Consider the following 20,201-nt stretch of genomic DNA (forward strand, 5'->3'; position numbering starts at 1 on the left):
CATCAGCGAACGCTTTAATCAAAGCTTGCCGAATCCTGAGGCATCTCTTCTGTAAAAGTTTTCTCCCGGCCGAATTCCTGCTCGGCCTGCGTTTCACTCTTAATATCAATCTTCCAGCCGGTCAGCTTGGCGGCCAGACGGGCGTTCTGCCCTTTGATTCCGATGGCCAGCGACAGCTGATAGTCCGGAACGATGACCCTGGACATCTTCTCGCTTTCAAATACGTTAACCTCAAGCACCTTGGACGGGCTGAGCGCATTGGCTACGTATTCCTCCACATTTTCGGACCAGCGGACGATATCGATCTTCTCCCCTTTAAGCTCGGTGACGATCGCCTGTACACGCACGCCTTTCGGCCCAACACAGGAACCAACCGCGTCCACTTCCGCATCGCGGGAATAGACGGCAATTTTGGAACGGAAGCCCGCTTCCCGGGCCACCGACCGAATCTCCACTACGCCTTGGAAAATTTCTGGAACCTCCAGCTCAAACAATCTTTTCAGGAGGCCCGGGTGAGTACGGGACAGAAAAATTTGCGGCCCCTTCGTCGTATTCTCGACTTTGGTAATATACGCCTTAATGCGATCTCCATGCTTGAATTTATCGGTCGGCATCAATTCGTTGAGAGGAAGCACCGCTTCAACCTTGCCCAGATCCACATAAATATTTCTGGTATCCTGCCGTTGAACGATTCCAGTAACGATATCTTCTTCCTTCTCAATAAAAGCGTTATAGATAAGGCCTCTTTCCGCTTCGCGGATTCTTTGGGTCACGACCTGCTTAGCCGTCTGAGCCGCAATCCTTCCAAAATCCTTAGGAGTTACCTCAATCTCGACGATGTCGTCCAACTGATAGTTCGGGTTAATCTCTCTGGCCGCATCCAGAGAGATTTCGAGACGGGGATCAAGCACCTCGTCCGCAACCGTTTTACGGGCATATACCTTAATCAAGCCGGTCTGCCGGTTAATGTCGACCCGTACATTCTGGGCCGTGTTGAAATTTCGTTTGTAGCTGGAAATCAATGCCGCCTCGATCGCCTCAATCAGGATATCTTTGCTGATACCCTTTTGAGTTTCAATCTCGTGCAGCGCTTCAATAAAATCGGTGTTCATTGAACTTCTTTCCCCCTTTCAATAATTAACAGCCGAAAACTTCGGAAATTTTACCACATAGGAACCGTCCTTGGGACAGGCTCGTTTAACCGATGAAATATAAGACAGGTATAAGGTGAAACTTATACTTTCTTATATTTAAATATAAGACAGGTATAAGGTGAAACTTATACTTTCTTATATTTTTAAAAAACGATGGCAAGCCTAGCGCTAGCCATTTTCTCAGTTGGAATCGTATGCTGTTTCTTGCCCACCTCGATAACCAGCTCGCTGCCGTCATAAGACTTCAGCCTGCCTTCAAACTCCTTCAATCCATCCACCGGCTCATATGTAGTTACGAACACATGCTTGTCAACCGCCTTCACGAAATCTTCCGGCTTCTTGAGCGGTCGCTCCGCTCCGGGGGAGGATACTTCTAAGAAGTAGGCGTTCGGAATCGGATCCTTCTCATCCAGCTTAGCGCTCAAATATTCGCTCAGCCTTCCGCAGTCGTCAATGTCGATTCCGCCTTCCTTGTCAACATAAACACGGAGGAACCAGTTGCTGCCTTCCTTCAAATATTCGATATCGACCAGTTCCATTGCGTGTTCTTCCAAATAGGGTTGGATCATCTTCTCCACGGTTGTTTTGATGTGCGAACTCAATAGTACTGCCCCCTTACGCTGCATTATCTGCTTGGTTGGACTTCCTGCATGGCTATATCAAAATGTAAAGAGTGGGTTTCCCCACTCTCCGAAAGCGATCGCATATCATCATTATTACCAAAAGAAATTATAACATAACAGAGTTTTCCTTACAATAGGCTGTTAAAAATAAGCCCGCTTAGCGGCTTATCCTTCGAAGCTTATTCCGTCCACACCCCGGCAGGATCAGTGTCTAAACCTTGCTCTTATCGGACGCCTCTTCGCAGGTGTCGTCGAATGCCTAGAAAAGTGAGAGCTGGTTGGATTCCGGCATTCCTCTGAAGCAGCCCATTCCATTCAAGATTTCGAGGACGGTCTTGGAAACTTTGGCCCGGTTCTGGAAGTCCTCCATCGAAAGAAACTCCCCATCCTCCTTGGCAGCCGCTATATGCTTGGCCGCCGTCTCCCCGATCCCCTGAACGGCGGAGAAAGGCGGAATCAGGGAATCCCCGCGAATGATGAAACGGGTGGCATCGGACAGCATCAAATCAATCGGCTTGAAAGTGAAGCCCCGTGCCGTCATCTCCAGCCCCATTTCGAGAACGGATACCATGCTCTTTTCCTTCGCAGTCGCCTGGAAGCCCTTCTCCTCAATCTCATTCAGCTTTCTCATAATCGCGTCATAGCCTTGACAGAATAATTCCACATCGAAATCTTCCGCGCGAACCGAGAAGTATGTAGCGTAGAACTCAATCGGATGGTACACCTTGAAATATGCGGTCCGCACTGCGGAAATAACATAAGCGGCGGCATGCGCTTTGGGAAACATATATTCAATTTTCTCACAGGAATCGATATACCAGGCCGGAACATTGTGCTTTCGCATCTCTTCCTTCCATTCTTCCGTCAGCCCGCGCCCTTTCCGTACGCTTTCAGTAATTTTGAAGGCGAGGCCGGCTTCCATCCCTGCTTTATAGATGAGATACAGCATAATATCGTCGCGGCAGCCGATCACTGTCTTGATGTTGCAGGTCCCGTTGCGAATCAATTCCTGGGCATTCCCTAACCATACGCCGGTTCCGTGGGACAGACCCGAAATCTGCAGCAAATCCGCAAAAGAGGAAGGCTGCGTCTCCTGCAGCATCTGCCGGACGAATTTGGTCCCCATCTCGGGCACTCCGTAGGTGGCCACCGGCGAACGGATTTGCTCAGGCGTCACTCCCAGGGCTTCCGTAGAGTTAAAGATGCTCATCACCTTGGGATCATTCATCGGTATCGTTGTCGGATCGACCCCGGTCAGATCCTGGAGCATTCTCATCATCGTCGGATCATCGTGCCCGAGAATATCGAGCTTAAGCAGATTCTCGTCGAAAGCATGGTAGTCGAAGTGAGTCGTCTTCCACTCGGATTTCGTATCGTCAGCCGGATATTGAACCGGAGTAATGTCCTCTACCTCGATATAATCGGGAACGACAACGATCCCGCCCGGGTGCTGGCCCGTGCTTCGTTTAACGCCGGTACATCCCATAGCCAGACGCCTCAGCTCTGCATTCCGCCAGCTTTCCCCCTTCAGCTCCTCATACTTCTTGACGAAGCCGAACGCTGTTTTGTCCGCAACGGTACCTATCGTTCCGGCGCGGAAGACACTCTTCTCCCCGAACATCACCTTCGTAAAGTTATGGGCTTCCGGCTGGTATTCCCCGGAGAAGTTCAAGTCGATATCCGGCACCTTGTCCCCTTTGAACCCCAGGAAGGTTTCGAACGGAATATCCTGCCCTTCCCCCTTCAGCCGGCCTCCGCATTGCTCACATTCCTTATCCGGGAGGTCGAATCCGCTCGGAATGCTTCCATCCGTAAAAAATTCGCTATGCTTGCATTGGGCGCATATATAATGAGGAGGCAGCGGATTTACCTCTGAAATTCCGAGCATGGTGGCTACGAAAGAGGAACCGACCGATCCCCGGGAGCCGACCAAATACCCGTCGGCGTTCGATTTTTTGACCAATCGTTCGGAAATCAGATAGTTCGCAGAGAACCCGTATTGAATAATCGGCTTCAATTCTTTCTCCAGCCGGTCAATAACAATTTGCGGCAGCGGATCGCCATAGATGCTCTTGGCCGTCTCATAGCAGGTAGTTCGAATCTCCTCGTCTGCCCCTTCAATGATAGGGGAGAACAAGCCGTTGTCCGTCGGCCCCCCCTTGCGCGGGAAGAGCTCTATCTCCTCGAACCGGTCCGCCAGCGAGTCGGTATTCGTTACCACCACTTCATAAGCTTTCTTCTCGCCCAGGAAAGAGAAAGCCTGCAGCATTTCGTCCGTAGTACGCAAATGCGCATCCGGCTTGCGCAAGTCTTTCAGCGGGCTGAATCCGGTGATGCCATTGATCGTAATATCGCGGCAAATTTTATCTTTAGGATCCAGATAATGGACATTCCCCGTCGCAATGACCGGTTTGCCCAGCTTTTCTCCAATTTGGACGATTCTACGGAGCGCATTCTCCAACTGTTCCCGGCTGCCTACCAATCCTTTGTCTACCAAATGCATATAAAAATCAATAGGCTGAATTTCGAGCACATCATAATATTGGGCTACCTCTTCGGCTTCCTCCTGCGATTTATTCAGCACGGTTTCGAAAAATTCGCCCTTCTCGCAGCCGGATATGACGAGGAGTCCTTCTCTATGCTCCGTCAGCTTGCTCTTAGGGATGCACGGAACTCTATTATAGTAATCGGTATGTGACAGGGAGACCAGCTTGTACAAATTTTTCTTGCCCAAGGAGTTAAGTGCATAGACACAGCAGTGAAAAGGCCGCGTATTGGACAAATCTTGCCCGACAAATCGATTTAGCGAAGACAAATCTTCTATTTCCTGCTCAAGAGCATCCTTGATCATGTGGAATAGAATACTTCCCAAGGCTTCGGCATCGTCAATCGCGCGGTGATGATTCTCCAGGCTGACCTTGAATTTGTCGGCAAGGGTGTTCAGACGGTGATTCTTTAGAGTAGGATAGAGCATTCTTGCCATTTCCAGCGTATCCAGCGACGGATTGGACAATTCCCCTAACCCCAGCTGCTTGCAATAATGCTGAATGAATCCCATGTCGAAAGTCGCGTTATGGGCTACCAGCACACTGTCTCCGACAAATTCGACAAATTTGGGCAGCACATCCTCGAGATCCGGCGCCCCCACCACCATCTCATCCGTAATATTCGTCAATTGAGTAATATGGTAGGGTATTCTCTCATGCGGATTGACGAAGCTGGAGAAACGGTCTATCACCTGCGAATCTTTCATTTTCGTCCCGGCAATCTCGATAATTTTGTTATCCAGCACAGAGAGACCGGTCGTTTCTATATCAAATACGACATAAGTCGCATCGGCCAATTTACGCGAATCCGGACGAGTGACGATCGGAATCGAATCATTGACGACGTTGGCCTCCAGGCCATAAATGACTTTGATCCCATGCTTATGAGCAGCATGATTAGCTTCGGGGAAGGATTGGACGCCGCTATGATCGGTAATGGCAATCGCCTTGTGTCCCCATTTCGCCGCCCGCTTAATATATTGGTCTACAGGAGTAACGGCATCCATGGCGCTCATTGTCGTGTGCAGATGGAACTCCACCCGCTTCGTTTCCGCATCATCGGAGCGGTCGTCGGGCGGGGTTACTTCATTGACGTCCTGCGGAATGAACATCAGCTCGGGAGGATTGGTAAACCGGTCGTACTCTACCTTTCCTCTCATTTTGAGCCATTTGCCGTTAGAGATAAGACTGTACAGCTTCACATCCTCTTTGGTTCGGGCGAAAGCCTTGACGGCGATAGAATCCGTATAATCGGTCAAATTAAATAAAAATAAAGTGCTGCCGTTCTTCAGTTCCTTGCGATCAAAGTCAAAAACAAGCCCCTGCACCGTAACCTTCTTTTCTTCTTCCTTGATAGACATGAGCGGCACCGGGACGTCCCGGATCTCAAAACCGATCATCAACGAGGAAGGATCATCGGATTTGCGTGCTTCCGCCGCTTCCTTCTCCGCAGACATCATCATTTCCTGAGTGACGGTTCTTTCCTCTTCCTCGATCATTTTGGCGAAGGCCAGATATTCCTCCTCGGCCGACTCCCCGATTTGCATAACCACATCATATTGAATGGAGAAGAATTCCGCATAATAGCGCTGAATCCAGCGGTCCAGCTGCTTCTTCCTCGCCAGCTCAAGACCGATCTGATCAAGCAGCAGCAGACTGATCCTCTGTCCCTCCACCTTGATCTTGGCTTTGGTCAGCCATCCGTTAATCGATATGACCTTATGCTTAATCCATTCAATCATTAAAGGCCAATATTCTTCCACCAACAGGGCGCGGACCGCTTCGTCCGAATATTCAAACACGAAGCGGATCTCTGAGATATGGGCGAACTTCGCCTTTATTTTGGCACAAAATTCGCGATATACGTCACAGGGGATCAGGCTGTTCTTATGAATGAAGAAAGTCCATTCCGAGTTGCTCTCGCTTACCTCCACCCGGTCAATGTAACCATCCCGAAAGTGCGTCTCTATGATCTCCGGCGCAATATCCGCCTGTCTCATCAGCAGCTCGAAACGGGTTCTTCCGTCCGGCATCCCGCTCATTTCTCCACCTCCCCATAATATTGGCAAAGAGAAAGGGCAGAGGCCATATATACGGTTCTTTAGGCCGGATATAAAGTTCTCATGCCCTTTTGTCTTTTTACTTCGTTTATCTAAAATGACGGGCTCAGCGATTTAAGCATATCCCTTTCGCACCGACCTGAGTTCCTAGTAGGAACGGCCGAAAACTACCGTATGCTGAGCCTTCTCCCCACAGGCGATACAATGAGTTTTAACCACTTCGGGTTCAAAAGGAATGTTGCGGCTGGTTGCCCCGGTCTCTTCCTTCACCTGAGCTTCACAGGCATCCGATCCGCACCATCCGGCCCAGACGAAGCCGCGCTTCTCCTCCAAAAATGCTTTCAGCTCGTCCAGTCGGTCGACGGAGCCGAAATGCTCCTTGGAGAATGCCTTGGCCCGCTCGAACATTTCCTTATGAATATCTTCCAGCATCTGCTTGACTTCTTCCACGATTCGTTCCTGGCTGACCATGCGCTTCTCCCCGCTGACCCGGGAAACCAAGACGACCTGTCCTTTCTCCATATCCCTCGGTCCCAATTCAATCCGGATGGGAATTCCGCGCATCTCGTATTCGTTAAACTTCCAGCCCGGACTTTGGTCGGGACGGTCATCCACCTTCACGCGAATGCCCGCCTGTTTAAGCTCGGCAAACAATTCATTCGTCCGCGCAATGACCGGCCCTCTTGTTTTAGGAGGACCGATCGGAATCATCACCACTTGGGTAGGCGCCACTTTCGGCGGCAGGACGAGCCCGCGATCGTCCCCGTGAACCATGATCATGGCTCCAATGAGCCGGGTACTGACTCCCCAGGAGGTCGTATGTACATATTGCTGCTGATTGTCCCGATCCAAGTACTGGATATCGAAGGCAACGGCAAAATTCGTTCCCATGTAATGAGAAGTTCCCGCCTGCACCGCCTTGCCGTCCTTCATCATCGCCTCGATCGAGTAAGTATCTACCGCCCCGGCGAACTTCTCGGACGGAGTCTTCTTGCCGGCAATGACCGGAATGGCCAAAATATTCTCAACAAATTCGCGGTAAATCTCCAGCATTTGCATCGTTTCCCGGCGGGCGTCCGCTTCGTCCTCGTGGGCGGTATGCCCCTCCTGCCATAGAAACTCGCTCGTTCTGAGGAATGGCTGGGTTCTCTTTTCCCAGCGAACCACATTCGCCCACTGGTTAATGAGGAGAGGAAGATCGCGGTACGAATGGATCCATTCCGCGTACATATGTCCGATCATCGTCTCGGAGGTCGGACGGATTGCCAATCTTTCCTCCAGCTTCTCTCCTCCGGCTTCCGTTACCCAAGGCAGCTCGGGATTAAAGCCTTCCACGTGCTCCTTTTCCTTCTGAAAGAAGCTCTCCGGAATAAAGAGCGGGAAATAAGCATTCCGATGCCCGGTTTCCTTGAAACGCGCATCCAATTCTTTCTGGCAAAGCTCCCAAATTTCATAGCTGTCCGGTTTGAAGACTATGCACCCTCTGACCGGTGAATAGCTCATTAAGTCAGCTTTGCGTATGACATCCAGATACCATCTGGAAAAATCTTCGCTTTGCGGCGTAATTTCCTTTACAAATTGTTTCTCCTTAGACATAAACGACCTCAGCCCTTCTTTCCACGAACATTATCCTTTAATCAACCGCAGAATATCATTGTACGTTACAGCGATCATCAGCAGCATCAGCATGGCGAACCCGATGAAATGAACCAGGCTCTCCCGGTTGGGATCCACCGGTTTGCCGCGCACCGCTTCGATGCCGAGAAACACCAGCCGGCTTCCATCCAGGGCCGGAATCGGCAGCAGGTTGAAAATACCCAAGTATAAGCTTAGAAGCGCGGACCAGTATATCATCGGCGCCGCCCCGGCCGCAGCGTATTCCCCTGTAACCTCAACGATCCGGACAGGCCCTCCCAGATCATCCAAACTAAATTGGCCGAACACCAGCATCTTGAAGCCGATCATGATTTGCTTGGCGACAAGCACCATATTGTTCCAGGCGCCAGTGAAAGCTTCACCGATCTGCACCGAACGGGTGCCGAAAGCCAGCGAAACTCCTACCAGCGGCTCCGTCGACTCTTTGCCCCGCGGAACGACTTCCTTGCTCAATTGCTCCTGATCCCGTTCAATGACCCAGGTCATCGGCTGTCCGGCCGATGCGTTAATAAGCTCCATCAGCTTGTTGCGATCCGTGCCAATCGTCTCTCCGTTCACTTCCCGGATGACATCGCCGGCCGCCAATCCGGCCTTCTCCGCAGGAGAACCGGGTTCAATGCCGCCCAGAGTGACATTGACCGGCACCCCGTTCATAAACATAAAAATTAGGAACAGCACAAAGGCAAGTATAAAGTTCATTACCGGGCCGGCAAAAATAGACAAAGCCCGTTGCCCAACCGTCTTGCTTCCGAATTGGCGATCCCATGGAGCGATCTGTGTCTCTTTGCCCCGGGCCACCATCATAGCCTGCGGATGAATGGCGTATCGGACCGTCTCCCCATCAGAGACCAATTCGACAAACAGCTCCTTCTCCAGATCGATGCGCACGACTTCTCCAAGGAGAACATCCGAGCGCTGATCCAGCTTATCCAAAAACAGATGTGTCGCTTTATCCTGACCAACACGAATTCCTATCGTCTGGCCGGGAGTAATCTCCACCAATTCCGGGTCCTCTCCGGCCATTCGGACGAAACCGCCGATGGGCAGCAATCGGAGCGTATACTTCGTCTCGCCTTTCTTAAAGGTAAACAATTTCGGTCCGAAGCCGATGGCGAATTCTCGGACAAGGATTCCGGCCCGCTTCGCAAAATAAAAGTGTCCCCATTCATGAAGAGTCACCAACACGAAAAACATGAGGATGATTTGCAAACCGATTTGTACATACTCCAATCTTGGTTCCTCCCAGCTAAACGGTAATGTATTGCCGAACAGTATCATCCTGTCGCCCGCGCACGTTAATCCGCCCTATCTCCCGGATGAAATGAAATGCCCCAAGCGAAAGCGCGGACAACAGCTTTATTATGCCTGAGAAAGGCAGCGTATCATTAGTTTTTACTGTTCTAAGATTAACATGTTTTCCATTTCCAATACAAGCCGGGTCGACTATATCCCATTTATATGTACAAAACAGGAACAACTATTCATGTCCGCTTTCTATATTAACCCCTACCTTGAAAATCCGTCTATTTTCATTTTCTGCTGGTTCGTGCAAGCGGATAGCGCGTCTACCTCGAAAATCCATTTATTCCCATTTTCTGCTGGAGCGTACAAGCGGATGGCGCGTCTAACTGGATTTTATACAGCTATTTTGCTCCTCCGAAGTGAAATACGGAAACTAAGTGGAAAAACATGGCTGTCGATTAATGGTGTACAACTAAGATCATGTGAGAAACCTGCAAGGTTTGGTTATAACGGACCCCTGAGACCTTAATCGCTCCAAAAGGGCCTTTCGGTAATCAAAAGGGCCTTTCGGTAATTTTAACGGACTCAGATGACCTTATTCCCAAGAAATGCTCGCGAAAGTAGGAGAATTCCAAGCAATAAGCGCATCTGTGTCAGTTATTCTAAAAAAACCGCCTATATTGACGAAATAGGGTCTCCCAGGTCCGTTATATTTTTGCTGTTTTCCCACAATAAATCGACAGCCTCAAAACTACAGCTATTTTGTGCAAAAAAGGCGCTTTCAGCAAAAAACCTCAATTCTAAATGCAGTTTTTCCATTTACTTTAATCACTTTCTGCTAATCACTTGAATTTACCTACATAAAATACAGTTAAATCGTATTTTATTCACCGGTCAAATCAAGCCGTTAAATCAATTCGCTCTGCGATGTCAAAGAAAAAGCCGGGCAGAACCCAGCCGCAGCTTGCAAGGATAAACGGCTTTCGCCGTCCTTTGGACAGGCGCGTTTACCGATGAAATATTAGAACAGGTGAAACTTATACTAATCGAAAATCGGGGTGACCAGGCGACCGCGAACGGTTATCCTATCGCATTCGAGCATTATTCCCTGCGACTTTATTCACCGGAAAAACTTAGAAAACGATCCGGCCAGCGGCTTCCCTCGCCCATTCGTCCGTCTGCAGCACCTGATCCAAATCCGGGGAAGGGATAAGCTGATGCTTGTTCAATACCCGTTCAATGATCTCTTCGATCTGCAGGAAAGTAATTTCCCCCTTCATAAACCGGGAGACGGCTATCTCGTTAGCCGCATTGTAGACAGCGGGTGCTGTCCCGCCCAAGCGGCCGCTCTCATAAGCCATAGCCAAGCAAGGAAAACGTTCCATATCCATCGGCTTGAAATGAAGCTTGCCGAGTTCAGCCAGACGAAGCGGTGCGGTGGGAGTTTTCTTACGATTTGGATAGGTCAATGCATACTGGATAGGCACCCGCATATCGGGATTGCCGAGCTGCGCAATGACACTGTAATCTGCGAATTCGACCATCGAGTGGATCGTGCTTTCCTGGTGAAGAATAACTTCAATCTGATCATAAGACACCTGGAACAGCCAATGAGCTTCAATCACTTCCAGCCCTTTGTTAGCCATTGTGGCGGAATCGATCGTGATCTTGGCCCCCATCGACCAGTTCGGATGCTTCAGAGCATCCTCCAAGGTCACCCCGTACAATTCCTCACGCGTTCTGTCCCGGAATGCTCCTCCCGATGCAGTCAGCGTTAATTTCGAAATTGTCGAAGGCGACTCCCCGTTTAAGCATTGGAAAATGGCGGAATGCTCACTGTCTACAGGAAGGAGAGCGACTCCATGCTTGGCTGCAAGCTCCGTGACCAAATGCCCTGCGCTGACCAGCGTCTCTTTGTTGGCGATGGCTATCTGCTTGCCCGCCTCAATGGCCGCCAGCGTAGGCTTGAGCCCCTGGCTGCCCACAACCGCCGTAACGACCAGGTCGGCTTCGGTTCCTGCCGCCACCTCCATCATCCCTTCCTCACCGTAGAAAACGGCCGTCGTGGAAGGAACATGCGGCTTTAATTGTGCGGCCAACTCTTTGGTGGCAACCGAAACCTTGCTCGGCTTGAATTGTCGGACCTGTTCTATTAACAAGGGAAGATTGGTGCCTGCAGCCAGGCCTTCCACCCTATAGCTGTCCGGATCATGGGCAATTACGTCCAAGGTTTGCGTCCCGACCGATCCGGTGGAGCCTAATATCGAAATTTTCTTCATTGCCAGCAATCCCTCCTAATTTGGGATAAGCGAGAGGATATGAACGAGCGGAAACACAATGAGCCAGCTGTCCACACGATCAAGCACACCGCCATGACCCGGCAGGATGTTCCCGGTATCCTTAATGCCTTTGACCCGCTTGTACGCCGATTGGATCAAATCGCCCATTTGGCCGGCAACCGCGGCTACGGCCCCGATCAGGACGGCATTCCATACCGGAAGCAAATCGGGCTTGGACCAGGCGAAGCAAAGCGCTGCAATTATCGATATAACGATTCCGCCAAGCGCCCCTTCGATTGTTTTGTTCGGGCTGATATCCGGCCAGAGCTTCCTCTTCCCGAACATTCTGCCGGCGAAATAAGCACCGGAATCCGACGCCCATATGGTGACGAAAAGGAGCAAAGTCCAGAACAACCCGTTCGGCTCCAGGTTGCGGGAATAAATCATATAATGGAAGCCGAGACCGATGTAGACGGCCCCTGCGAATACCGTCGATATATCATCGATCGTCATCTTGTTTTTGGTAATTACCGTCGCTGCAAGGAGGACAAACAGCAGCAGCCAAATAAGACTGGTCAGCGGAAGCTTATCGGCAAGCACGCCGAAATTCGCCATAAATACAAAAACAAGCATGAAAACAAGTCCAATGACGAACATCGGAAAATGATACTTAAGCTTGTACATACGCAAAAATTCGCCGAATCCGACAAAGGCCAGCCCGAGCACCAGCCCGGCGAACCAATAGCCGCCCAATAGCAAAAAAGTTATAAACAGAGCCCCGGCCACTACGCCGGTCACGATTCTCGTCTTCATGTCCATCCTCCAAAGAAAGGGCTACAATCCCCCATAACGGCGAATACGGCTCTGGTATTCCCGAATGGCTTCGTAAAAATCGTTCTCCGAAAATTCCGGCCAATATAAATCGGTGAACAACAATTCCGTATAGGCAAGCTGCCACAGCATAAAATTGCTGATTCGCAGTTCTCCGCTTGTCCTAATAAGAAGGTCCGGATCGGGCAAACCTGCCGTCTGCAATCGTTTAGAATATTCTTCTTCGGTGATGTCTTCCAACTTTAGGCTTCCTGATTGAACGTCACGCACCAGTTCTCTCATCGCTTCAGTCAATTCTTTACGGCTGCCGTAATTAAAAGCGAAATTAAGAATCAAACCGGTATTATGCTTCGTCCGCTCAATTGCATTTTCTACCGCTTCCAAAGTGTGCACCGGAACACCCTCTTTCCAGCCGGTCATCCGAATCCGCACATTTTTTTGGACCAATTCATCTATTTCCAAAGGAAAAAACTCCTGGGGAAGGCTCATCAAGTAATCCACTTCATCCTGCGGCCTCGTCCAGTTTTCGGTGGAAAACGCGTACAGCGTTAATATTTCGATGCCAATGTCATCTGCCGCAATAGTGATTTTCTTGACATTCTTCATCCCTGAATGATGGCCTGCGATTCGCGGCAGTCCTCTCCGCCTGGCCCATCTCCCGTTGCCATCCATGATAATGGCAACATGGCGGGGAATATTATTGTCGGAGAGTATGCTTTGGCTATCGACTTTCTTATTTTTGCCAAACCAAGATTTCTTTTGAGACATTGTTGTATCCCCCATATAGGTTTAGAAAAACGGTCAGCAAAACCGGGCTGTCGAGGCTTGGTCGAGTTGCTGCCGAATTCGTAGGCTTGCTGCGGCAGTAGTACTGAATATCTGACTTTGTTGCCAAAAACTAAACCCCCCCCCTCCACGAAGGGGGTTATTGACGGGTGAGGGGGTTATACCTCTGTAATTTCCTTTTCTTTCGCTTCCAGGATTTTATCCACTTCCGCTACGAATTTATCCGTCATTTTCTGAATGTCGTCCTGATGACGTCTGGATTCATCCTCAGAGATATCCGTCTTCTCCAGCTTCTTGATGTCGTCATTGGCATCTCTGCGGATGTTGCGGATAGCCACCTTGGCTTCCTCGCCGGATTTGCGGGTTAATTTGACCAGCTCCGCCCGTCTTTCGGCCGTTAGAGCCGGAATGACAATGCGGATGGAGGAACCGTCGTTAGCGGGGGTCAATCCCAAATCCGATTTCATAATGGCCTTCTCAATGGCCGGAATGGAAGACTTATCCCAAGGCTGGATCATTAATGTGCGGGAATCGGGTGTAGTTATGTTCGCAAGTTGATTAACGGGCGTCATTGTCCCGTAGTATTCTACCTGTATCCGGTCCAGAAGGCCCGGCGTCGCACGTCCGGCTCTCAAGGATGCCAGTTCCTTGCGAAGCGAGTCTATCGCTTTATTCATTCGTTCTTCAGCGTTCTTCTTCACCGACTGCGGCATTATGATACACTCCCTTTTACAATCGTTCCGATTTTTTCACCTAGAACTACTCTTTTGATATTACCTTCATCTGTAATAGAGAATACAATGAGCGGGATATTGTTGTCCATACATAAGGAGGAAGCAGTGGAATCCATAACTCCCAGGTTGTTGCTGATCACTTCCATATAGGTCAGTTCTTCAAACTTGACCGCGTCTTTGTTAATAAAAGGATCTGCACTGTACACACCGTCCACCTTATTCTTGGCCATCAGGATCACTTCCGCTTCGATTTCGGCGGCGCGCAGAGCTGCTGTCGTATCTGTGGAGAAATACGGATTTCCCGTACCCGCCGCGAAGATAACGACGCGTCCTTTCTCCAGATGGCGGATAGCGCGTCTTCGTATGTACGGTTCCGCTACCTGCTGCATTTCAATAGATGTCTGAACGCGGGTAGGAACGCCCACGTCTTCTAAAGCGTCCTGGAGGGCGAGCGAATTCATGACGGTTGCCAGCATCCCCATATAGTCCGCAGTGGCGCGGTCTATCCCTTTGGCGCTTCCGGCTATTCCCCGCCAAATGTTTCCTCCGCCCACGACAATGGCGATCTCGATCTTCAAATCATGGATCGTCTTAACCTGCTCTGCAATGGAAGTAATCATCGCGGAGTCGATCCCGTATCCCTGCTGCCCGGCAAGTGCCTCGCCGCTTAATTTCAATACAATTCGCTTAAAAATGGGTTGTTCCAACGTAGGTACCTCCAGTTGAAGATAGATTTGGACCGTTGCCAACTTTGTGCAGGCTGACGCGGCTAAAAAAGAAGGAACACGGGTGGGTGTTCCATCATAAATGGCCGTTCTCTATTACATTTTCGCTTGAGACATAACCTCTTCGGCAAAGTTTTCCTGTTTTTTCTCCAAGCCTTCTCCCAACTCGAAACGAGCAAAACGGCGGATGGTGATATTTTCACCGATTTTGCTGATTTTCTCGTTCAACAAGGTCGAGATGGTTTTGTCCGGATCTTTGATGAAGGCTTGCTCCATGAGGCAGAATTCTTCATAGTATTTCCCGATGCGGCCTTCGACCATCTTATCTACAATATGCTCCGGCTTTCCTTCGTTCAGAGCCTGGGATCTTAAAATTTCTTTCTCCTTGTCCAGCTCTTCCTGAGGAACTTCTTCGCGTCTTACATAACGAGGGCTGGTCGCAGCGATTTGCATAGCGATATCTTTCACGAAATCTTGGAAATCATCCGTCTTGGCCACGAAGTCCGTTTCGCAGTTGACTTCAACCAGCACACCGATTTTACCGCCGGCATGAATGTAAGATTGAACGGCACCTTCCGTAGCAATCCGTCCAGCTTTGTTGGCAGCGGCCGCCAAGCCTTTCTCCCGAAGCACTTCAACCGCTTTAGTCAGATCACCGTTTGCTTCTTCCAGAGCTTTCTTACAATCCAACATTCCTGCACCTGTTTTTTCGCGCAGTTCTTTAACCATTGCAGCTGTTACTGCCATTTGTTTTCCTCCTCGGCAAATTTCTCATAGTAGTATTATATTTCTTCATTCTAAAAAAAGGGCGGCGATAGGTTATTACACCTTCAACCCACCCTTTTTCAATTTATCCTATTAGATTACGCAGTCGTCTGTTCGCCTTGATTGGCCTCGATGATCGCTTCGGCCATCTTGGAAGTCAGAAGCTTCACTGCGCGGATAGCATCATCGTTACCCGGAATCACATAATCGATTTCATCCGGATCACAGTTCGTATCCACAATCCCGACAATCGGGATTCCCAGCTTGCGGGCTTCTGCTACGGCAATGCGCTCTTTGCGCGGATCGATAACGAACAATGCGCTAGGAAGACCCTTCATGTTCTTGATTCCGCCCAAAAACTTCTCGAGACGTTCCTTCTCCTTGCGGAGAATGATAACTTCTTTCTTAGGCAGAACATCGAACGTGCCGTCCTCTTCCCACCTCTCCAGCTCATGGAGACGGTCAATCCGCTTCTGAATCGTAGCGAAGTTCGTCAACGTGCCTCCCAGCCAACGCTGGTTGATGTAGAACATTCCGCAGCGCTCTGCTTCTTCCTTGACGGAATCTTGAGCCTGCTTCTTCGTACCGACGAACAGGAAGGTTCCTCCTTCACCGGCGACAGACTTAACGAAATTGTAAGCCTCTTCTACTTTCTTGACCGTCTTCTGCAGGTCAATGATGTAAATACCGTTTCTTTCCGTGAAGATGTATTTGTCCATTTTCGGGTTCCAGCGACGGGTCTGGTGACCAAAGTGAACCCCAGCCTCCAGCAGCTGTTTCATGGAGATAACTGCCATCTTCACACACCTCCTCTATTGGTTTTATTATCCTCCGCCATTCTCATTTTGGAATCAGACTTTCCGATAAAGAAAAGCACCCTCATTCCAATTAAACGGCGTGTGTTCTTGACACCGTCAATAAATATACCATATTCATTTTGCCGTTGCAACAAAATCCGCCTTTAATTTCATGGGCCGGAATGACCTCTGCCTGTTCATGTTGTAAACCGTTATCGGAAACAATGATAGCCCGGGAAAAGACCAAAAAGAGACTTCAGCACGCGGCCAAGGTCTCTTGTCAGTCGAACGTAATCTTTTCAATCACTGAATCCATGTCTTCTCCAAGGGCGAAGGAATAAACTCCGCTCCTTATCTTGGGTGTCCGCCTCTGCTCCTTAAGCCTTAATTCGAATGCATCCTTGTCTGCGATAACTCCGGCCTCCGATAACAATTCTGCGACGTCTGAGGCCAGCATTCCGGCTTTAATCTGCACATCGACATTCGCGGCATTCCCGTTCACCGCATCAATATCCGTCACGCCGGCTTCCTCCGACGCGGTCCCCTCTTGTTCCGCCGCAGCCAATGCAAGCCTGAGCCGTTCGTCAAGCTCCTCCTGTGTATACAGCTTAACATCGGACGGATACAAGGTATAACCCGCTTCCTCAGCCAGCTTCCGCCAATCCTGCTCCGCCTCTGTCTGCTGCGTTTCCGCATCCATCGGGGGCAGGTCTCGCTGGACGGCGATATTCATGACCTGCAGCAGAATGGCTCCTATGACGAGGCCGCTTCCTATACCCGTCCAGAACGATCTACGCCCGGACACGCTCATGACTGTTCTCCTCCTGTTTGCCCAGCTGCACGATCAGATTAACTTCCCCTTTGTTCATCCCCAGCTTGCGGGCGATCGCTTCTATCGATTTCCCCTGCTCATATAATGAAAAAAGCTCGGCGTACCTTGCCTTGATGTTCATTATCCCGCTATCCTCTGCGGCCGGCGCCTCTTTAACCCCGGACGCTGCCTCAAGCGTCTCCGATGCCCGGGCTTCCACGGTCGATTGAAGTCCTGCCGTAACGGATTGAGAGGACACGGCCTCTTGCTTGAGCCGCTCCATCTGCCTGCCCAAAATTTCATTCTGCTTCTCCAGTTCGGCCATTCTGCGGCTTAGCTGCTCCACCTGGCCGTTATGCTCGTCTTTCATTCTGGAGATGGTCTGGAGAAGCTTCTCATTGTCTTGCTCCAAATCCGCCGCAAACTGTTCGATTGCCCCTTCCATTTCCTTAACTATCTCGGACGACGGTCCGGAGGGCTTAGGCAGAAGGCGCGCGATCACGATGATAACTGCTCCTGCCAGTACGATATATACCCAAGGGTCATTCATTTAAACTTCACCTTTTCGTCAAATCGGTTTCTTGGTGCATCAGCATATTGCAGGACAGCACTAAAGCTGCATATCTATAATTTTTCCCTTGTATGGGTGCTGTGGCCTCTTCTCCTCGACAGGACCGGATTGGCCCGAGGTCTTCTTCCTTCCGTTTCCGCTTCCCCTGTTGCGTTCACGGCGTTCCTCCCCGTCCCGGATCCCTGCCTGTTCGGGCGCTTCCGATTTCGAGGTGACGTGCCGTTCCCGGTCTGTTTGTTTGGAAGTTTGCTCTGTGAGATGATTTTGATCATGGACCGGCTTCTGCTGAATTTCATTTTGCTTGATCCCGGCTTCGGGACTTTTGTGAACAGCCAGCTGCATATCGATCGATTTCAGACTCATATGCTCGATCCCTCCAACTTATCGCGCGAAATTCAAGGTCTCTCCTTAAGGATAAAGCGGAAACATGCCGATATCCCCTTCGTCAATTCGGAAGTATACCCGCTGCACCGGGTCTTTAATCACTTTGATATGACGGCCCATGACAAGCTTGGTTCCGCCGTAAATCGTTGAGGTCGCCACAATTCTTGCTTTCCCCGTATCCTCCAGCATGGTCTCCAACTGAAGGACCCTGTCCTTGATCGTTTCCGTTGTTTCCACCGTTTGCTTTCGGGTGTTTGCCAGTTTAACCCGCATGGCCGCTTTATCAGGTGAAAGCTGTCCGGCCGCTGCCAACTGGTCAAGAATTGTCAACGCTTTCTCCGTCTTCTGCAGGTTCTCGGCATTCATCTTCAGCTGCTCCTTGAGCTGATGCAGCTCACTGCGCACCTCCGGCAGTACGCCTACTTCAATAACGGTAGCCGTTGACATGGAATTGCCGATTGTTCTGGCACTGACCTGTTCGCCGGCCTGAAGCTTCCCGCCGACAATCAAGCCCTTGGCCCCTTCACAGCAAATGCTTCTCCCCGCCCGGATATTGGAGTGCATTATGCTCTGGGAAATCAGCACGTCTTCCCCCGCTTCCACATTGCCGTCCTGGACGAACGCACTCCTGATCGTCTTGCCGGCACGAATCCGTCCTTTATTCTGGGCCAATATTCCCGCGCTGATCAATATGGAGCCGCCGGCCTCCATCTCGGCGCCCTCAACGGTTCCGGTGACACGTATATCCCCTTCCGCCTTGATTTTGAAGCCGGTCAGCACATTCCCGCGGATAACCACCGTGCCTACGAAGTCGATATTGCCAATGGAGTAATCGACATCCCCGTTCACCTCATAAACGGGAAAAACGTTAATCTGGCCCTTGCCCGTAAAACTGATAACCCCGTCAATGGTTGAATATAACTGAAGGTTATTGGCATCCGTAACTACATTCTTGCCTATCTTGAATCGGGCATCCTTGCCGTTTCTGGCCATCAGGACCTCACCGGTAACGGCTTTGCCGGGAACTCCTTCCGTCGGGGGAGTTCTGCTGGCGAGAAGCTCCCCTTTCTTTACATTTAAAATACTGGTAACTTCCCGGTAATCTACGGTGCCGTCTTCCAGCACGGCGGGCTTCTTCGCCGACGCTTTCGTGTCGAACCGATAGTTGATTTCGCCATCCTTGCCGGGGCGGGGCGGGTCTCCTGTGGCAATAACGATTTTCCGCTTGATGAATGGACCCGGGTCCTTGGCAATCTGGACAAGCCGGGCATAATCAATACCATAACTGATGGAATGCTTCTCCAGAAGCGATTCTAACTGCTCTACGGTACATACCATATCTTCCCCACAATGAGAGAAATCGAGGAAGGCTTCCAGTTTATCGTCGGAGATTAGCACATCAATGAAGAATTCAGTAGAGGCTGAATGAGGGTTCATTGTAACCATCCCTTCTATTCATGCAACAATTGCACTTTAAATCGTCCAAGCGATCCTCTCAACCTAAGAATAGCCTTGGAGTGAAGCTGGGAAATGCGAGAAGGCGACAACGACATTACCTCAGCAATTTCACTGAGCGACAAATCTTCATAATAAAACAGCGAGATGACCGTTCTCTCCTTTTCCGTCAGTCGGTCAATAGCTTTTGCCAACGTTTCCTTTAAAAAAAACTCGTTAACCTTATATTCCGGGTTTTTAGACGTCTCGTCAACCAAAACGGACAATCTCGTTTCAGATTCTTCCTCTTTAATAGGTTCATCAATAGAGCAGAGTGTCGTCAAAGTAATTTCTTGCAGCATCGATTGAAATTCCTTCTCCGAAACCTGCAAATAGCTGCTGATCTCCGCATCGGTTACGGAACGCAAATGCTCCTGTTCCAGCTTCTGATAGGCTTCCTCTATTTTTTTGGCCTTCTCACGCACAGAGCGGGGCACCCAGTCTCCCTGGCGCAAACCGTCAATGATCGCTCCGCGAATTCTCCAGGATGCATAAGTTTCAAATTGAAGGCCCCGCAAATGATCAAATTTCTCGATGGCGTCTATCAGACCCATTACTCCGTGACTGGCCAGGTCCTCCTTCGATACCGAGCCCGGCATCCCGCTCGCCAGCCGGTTGGAAACGAAGTCCACGAGAGGAAGATAATATTCCATTAATCTTTTCTTCGCCTCCAGCGAGCGTTCTTCCTTCCATCGCTTCCATATTTCCATATTGGACAAATGTGACTGTTTTTGAAGTGCCAT

General features: G+C 50.1%; 17 protein-coding genes. All 17 read right to left on the reverse strand.

Annotated features, from left to right (window positions below; genetic code table 11):
* Positions 1–14: 14 nt before the first annotated feature.
* The 17 genes from nusA to ACFQ03_RS08380 all read right to left on the reverse strand — a co-directional run bounded on the left by nusA (position 15) and on the right by ACFQ03_RS08380 (position 20,201).
* Entirely contained in the window at positions 15–1,112 is a 1,098-nt protein-coding gene (gene nusA, locus ACFQ03_RS08300) for a transcription termination factor NusA (RefSeq protein WP_144933090.1), read from the reverse strand.
* A 185-nt stretch (positions 1,113–1,297) separates the two neighbouring features.
* The gene (gene rimP / locus ACFQ03_RS08305) at positions 1,298–1,756 is read right to left on the reverse strand and encodes a ribosome maturation factor RimP (protein WP_379287360.1); all 459 of its coding nucleotides are present in this window, start codon (positions 1,754–1,756) and stop codon (positions 1,298–1,300) included.
* A gap of 280 nt (positions 1,757–2,036) precedes the next feature.
* The gene (locus ACFQ03_RS08310; RefSeq protein ID WP_379287362.1) at positions 2,037–6,365 is read right to left on the reverse strand and encodes a PolC-type DNA polymerase III; all 4,329 of its coding nucleotides are present in this window, start codon (positions 6,363–6,365) and stop codon (positions 2,037–2,039) included.
* 165 nt (positions 6,366–6,530) lie between these two features.
* Entirely contained in the window at positions 6,531–7,979 is a 1,449-nt protein-coding gene (gene proS, locus ACFQ03_RS08315) for a proline--tRNA ligase (protein WP_379287364.1), read from the reverse strand.
* Positions 7,980–8,009: 30 nt separating this feature from the next.
* A complete protein-coding gene (gene rseP, locus ACFQ03_RS08320; RefSeq protein ID WP_379287366.1) occupies positions 8,010–9,269 on the reverse strand; it encodes an RIP metalloprotease RseP in 1,260 nt (419 codons plus the stop codon).
* A 1,145-nt stretch (positions 9,270–10,414) separates the two neighbouring features.
* A complete protein-coding gene (locus tag ACFQ03_RS08325) occupies positions 10,415–11,560 on the reverse strand; it encodes a 1-deoxy-D-xylulose-5-phosphate reductoisomerase (protein WP_379287368.1) in 1,146 nt (381 codons plus the stop codon).
* 15 nt (positions 11,561–11,575) lie between these two features.
* Positions 11,576–12,373: a phosphatidate cytidylyltransferase gene (locus ACFQ03_RS08330; protein ID WP_379287370.1), complete on the reverse strand. Its 798-nt coding sequence runs from the start codon at positions 12,371–12,373 to the stop codon at positions 11,576–11,578.
* A gap of 21 nt (positions 12,374–12,394) precedes the next feature.
* Positions 12,395–13,159, reverse strand: coding sequence for an isoprenyl transferase (locus tag ACFQ03_RS08335; protein ID WP_379287372.1), 765 nt, complete (start codon positions 13,157–13,159; stop codon positions 12,395–12,397).
* 176 nt (positions 13,160–13,335) lie between these two features.
* On the reverse strand, positions 13,336–13,890 hold the full coding sequence (frr, locus tag ACFQ03_RS08340; RefSeq protein WP_144933098.1) for a ribosome recycling factor: 555 nt from the start codon (positions 13,888–13,890) through the stop codon (positions 13,336–13,338).
* The gene (gene pyrH, locus ACFQ03_RS08345) at positions 13,890–14,618 is read right to left on the reverse strand and encodes a UMP kinase (protein ID WP_144933099.1); all 729 of its coding nucleotides are present in this window, start codon (positions 14,616–14,618) and stop codon (positions 13,890–13,892) included. The genes frr and pyrH overlap by 1 nt, the downstream gene beginning before the upstream one ends.
* Positions 14,619–14,732: 114 nt before the next feature.
* The gene (tsf, locus tag ACFQ03_RS08350) at positions 14,733–15,383 is read right to left on the reverse strand and encodes a translation elongation factor Ts (protein WP_379287375.1); all 651 of its coding nucleotides are present in this window, start codon (positions 15,381–15,383) and stop codon (positions 14,733–14,735) included.
* A 116-nt stretch (positions 15,384–15,499) separates the two neighbouring features.
* Positions 15,500–16,198 (reverse strand): 30S ribosomal protein S2, encoded by a 699-nt coding sequence (gene rpsB / locus ACFQ03_RS08355; RefSeq protein WP_379287377.1) that lies wholly within the window; start codon positions 16,196–16,198, stop codon positions 15,500–15,502.
* A gap of 280 nt (positions 16,199–16,478) precedes the next feature.
* Complete coding sequence (locus tag ACFQ03_RS08360) at positions 16,479–17,009, reverse strand: hypothetical protein (protein ID WP_379287379.1); 531 nt, start codon at positions 17,007–17,009, stop codon at positions 16,479–16,481.
* Complete coding sequence (locus ACFQ03_RS08365) at positions 16,990–17,559, reverse strand: DUF6115 domain-containing protein (RefSeq protein WP_379287381.1); 570 nt, start codon at positions 17,557–17,559, stop codon at positions 16,990–16,992. Before ACFQ03_RS08365 ends, ACFQ03_RS08360 begins: the two co-directional genes overlap by 20 nt.
* A gap of 60 nt (positions 17,560–17,619) precedes the next feature.
* Positions 17,620–17,943 carry a hypothetical protein gene (locus tag ACFQ03_RS08370; protein ID WP_379287383.1) on the reverse strand — a complete coding sequence of 108 codons (324 nt, stop codon included), beginning with the start codon at positions 17,941–17,943 and terminating at the stop codon, positions 17,620–17,622.
* A 45-nt stretch (positions 17,944–17,988) separates the two neighbouring features.
* Positions 17,989–19,401 carry a DUF342 domain-containing protein gene (locus tag ACFQ03_RS08375; RefSeq protein ID WP_379287385.1) on the reverse strand — a complete coding sequence of 471 codons (1,413 nt, stop codon included), beginning with the start codon at positions 19,399–19,401 and terminating at the stop codon, positions 17,989–17,991.
* 14 nt (positions 19,402–19,415) lie between these two features.
* Positions 19,416–20,201 carry a FliA/WhiG family RNA polymerase sigma factor gene (locus tag ACFQ03_RS08380; RefSeq protein WP_379287387.1) on the reverse strand — a complete coding sequence of 262 codons (786 nt, stop codon included), beginning with the start codon at positions 20,199–20,201 and terminating at the stop codon, positions 19,416–19,418.

The organism is Paenibacillus residui (assembly GCF_042677205.1).
GTDB classification, from domain to species: Bacteria; Bacillota; Bacilli; order Paenibacillales; family NBRC-103111; genus Paenibacillus_L; species Paenibacillus_L residui.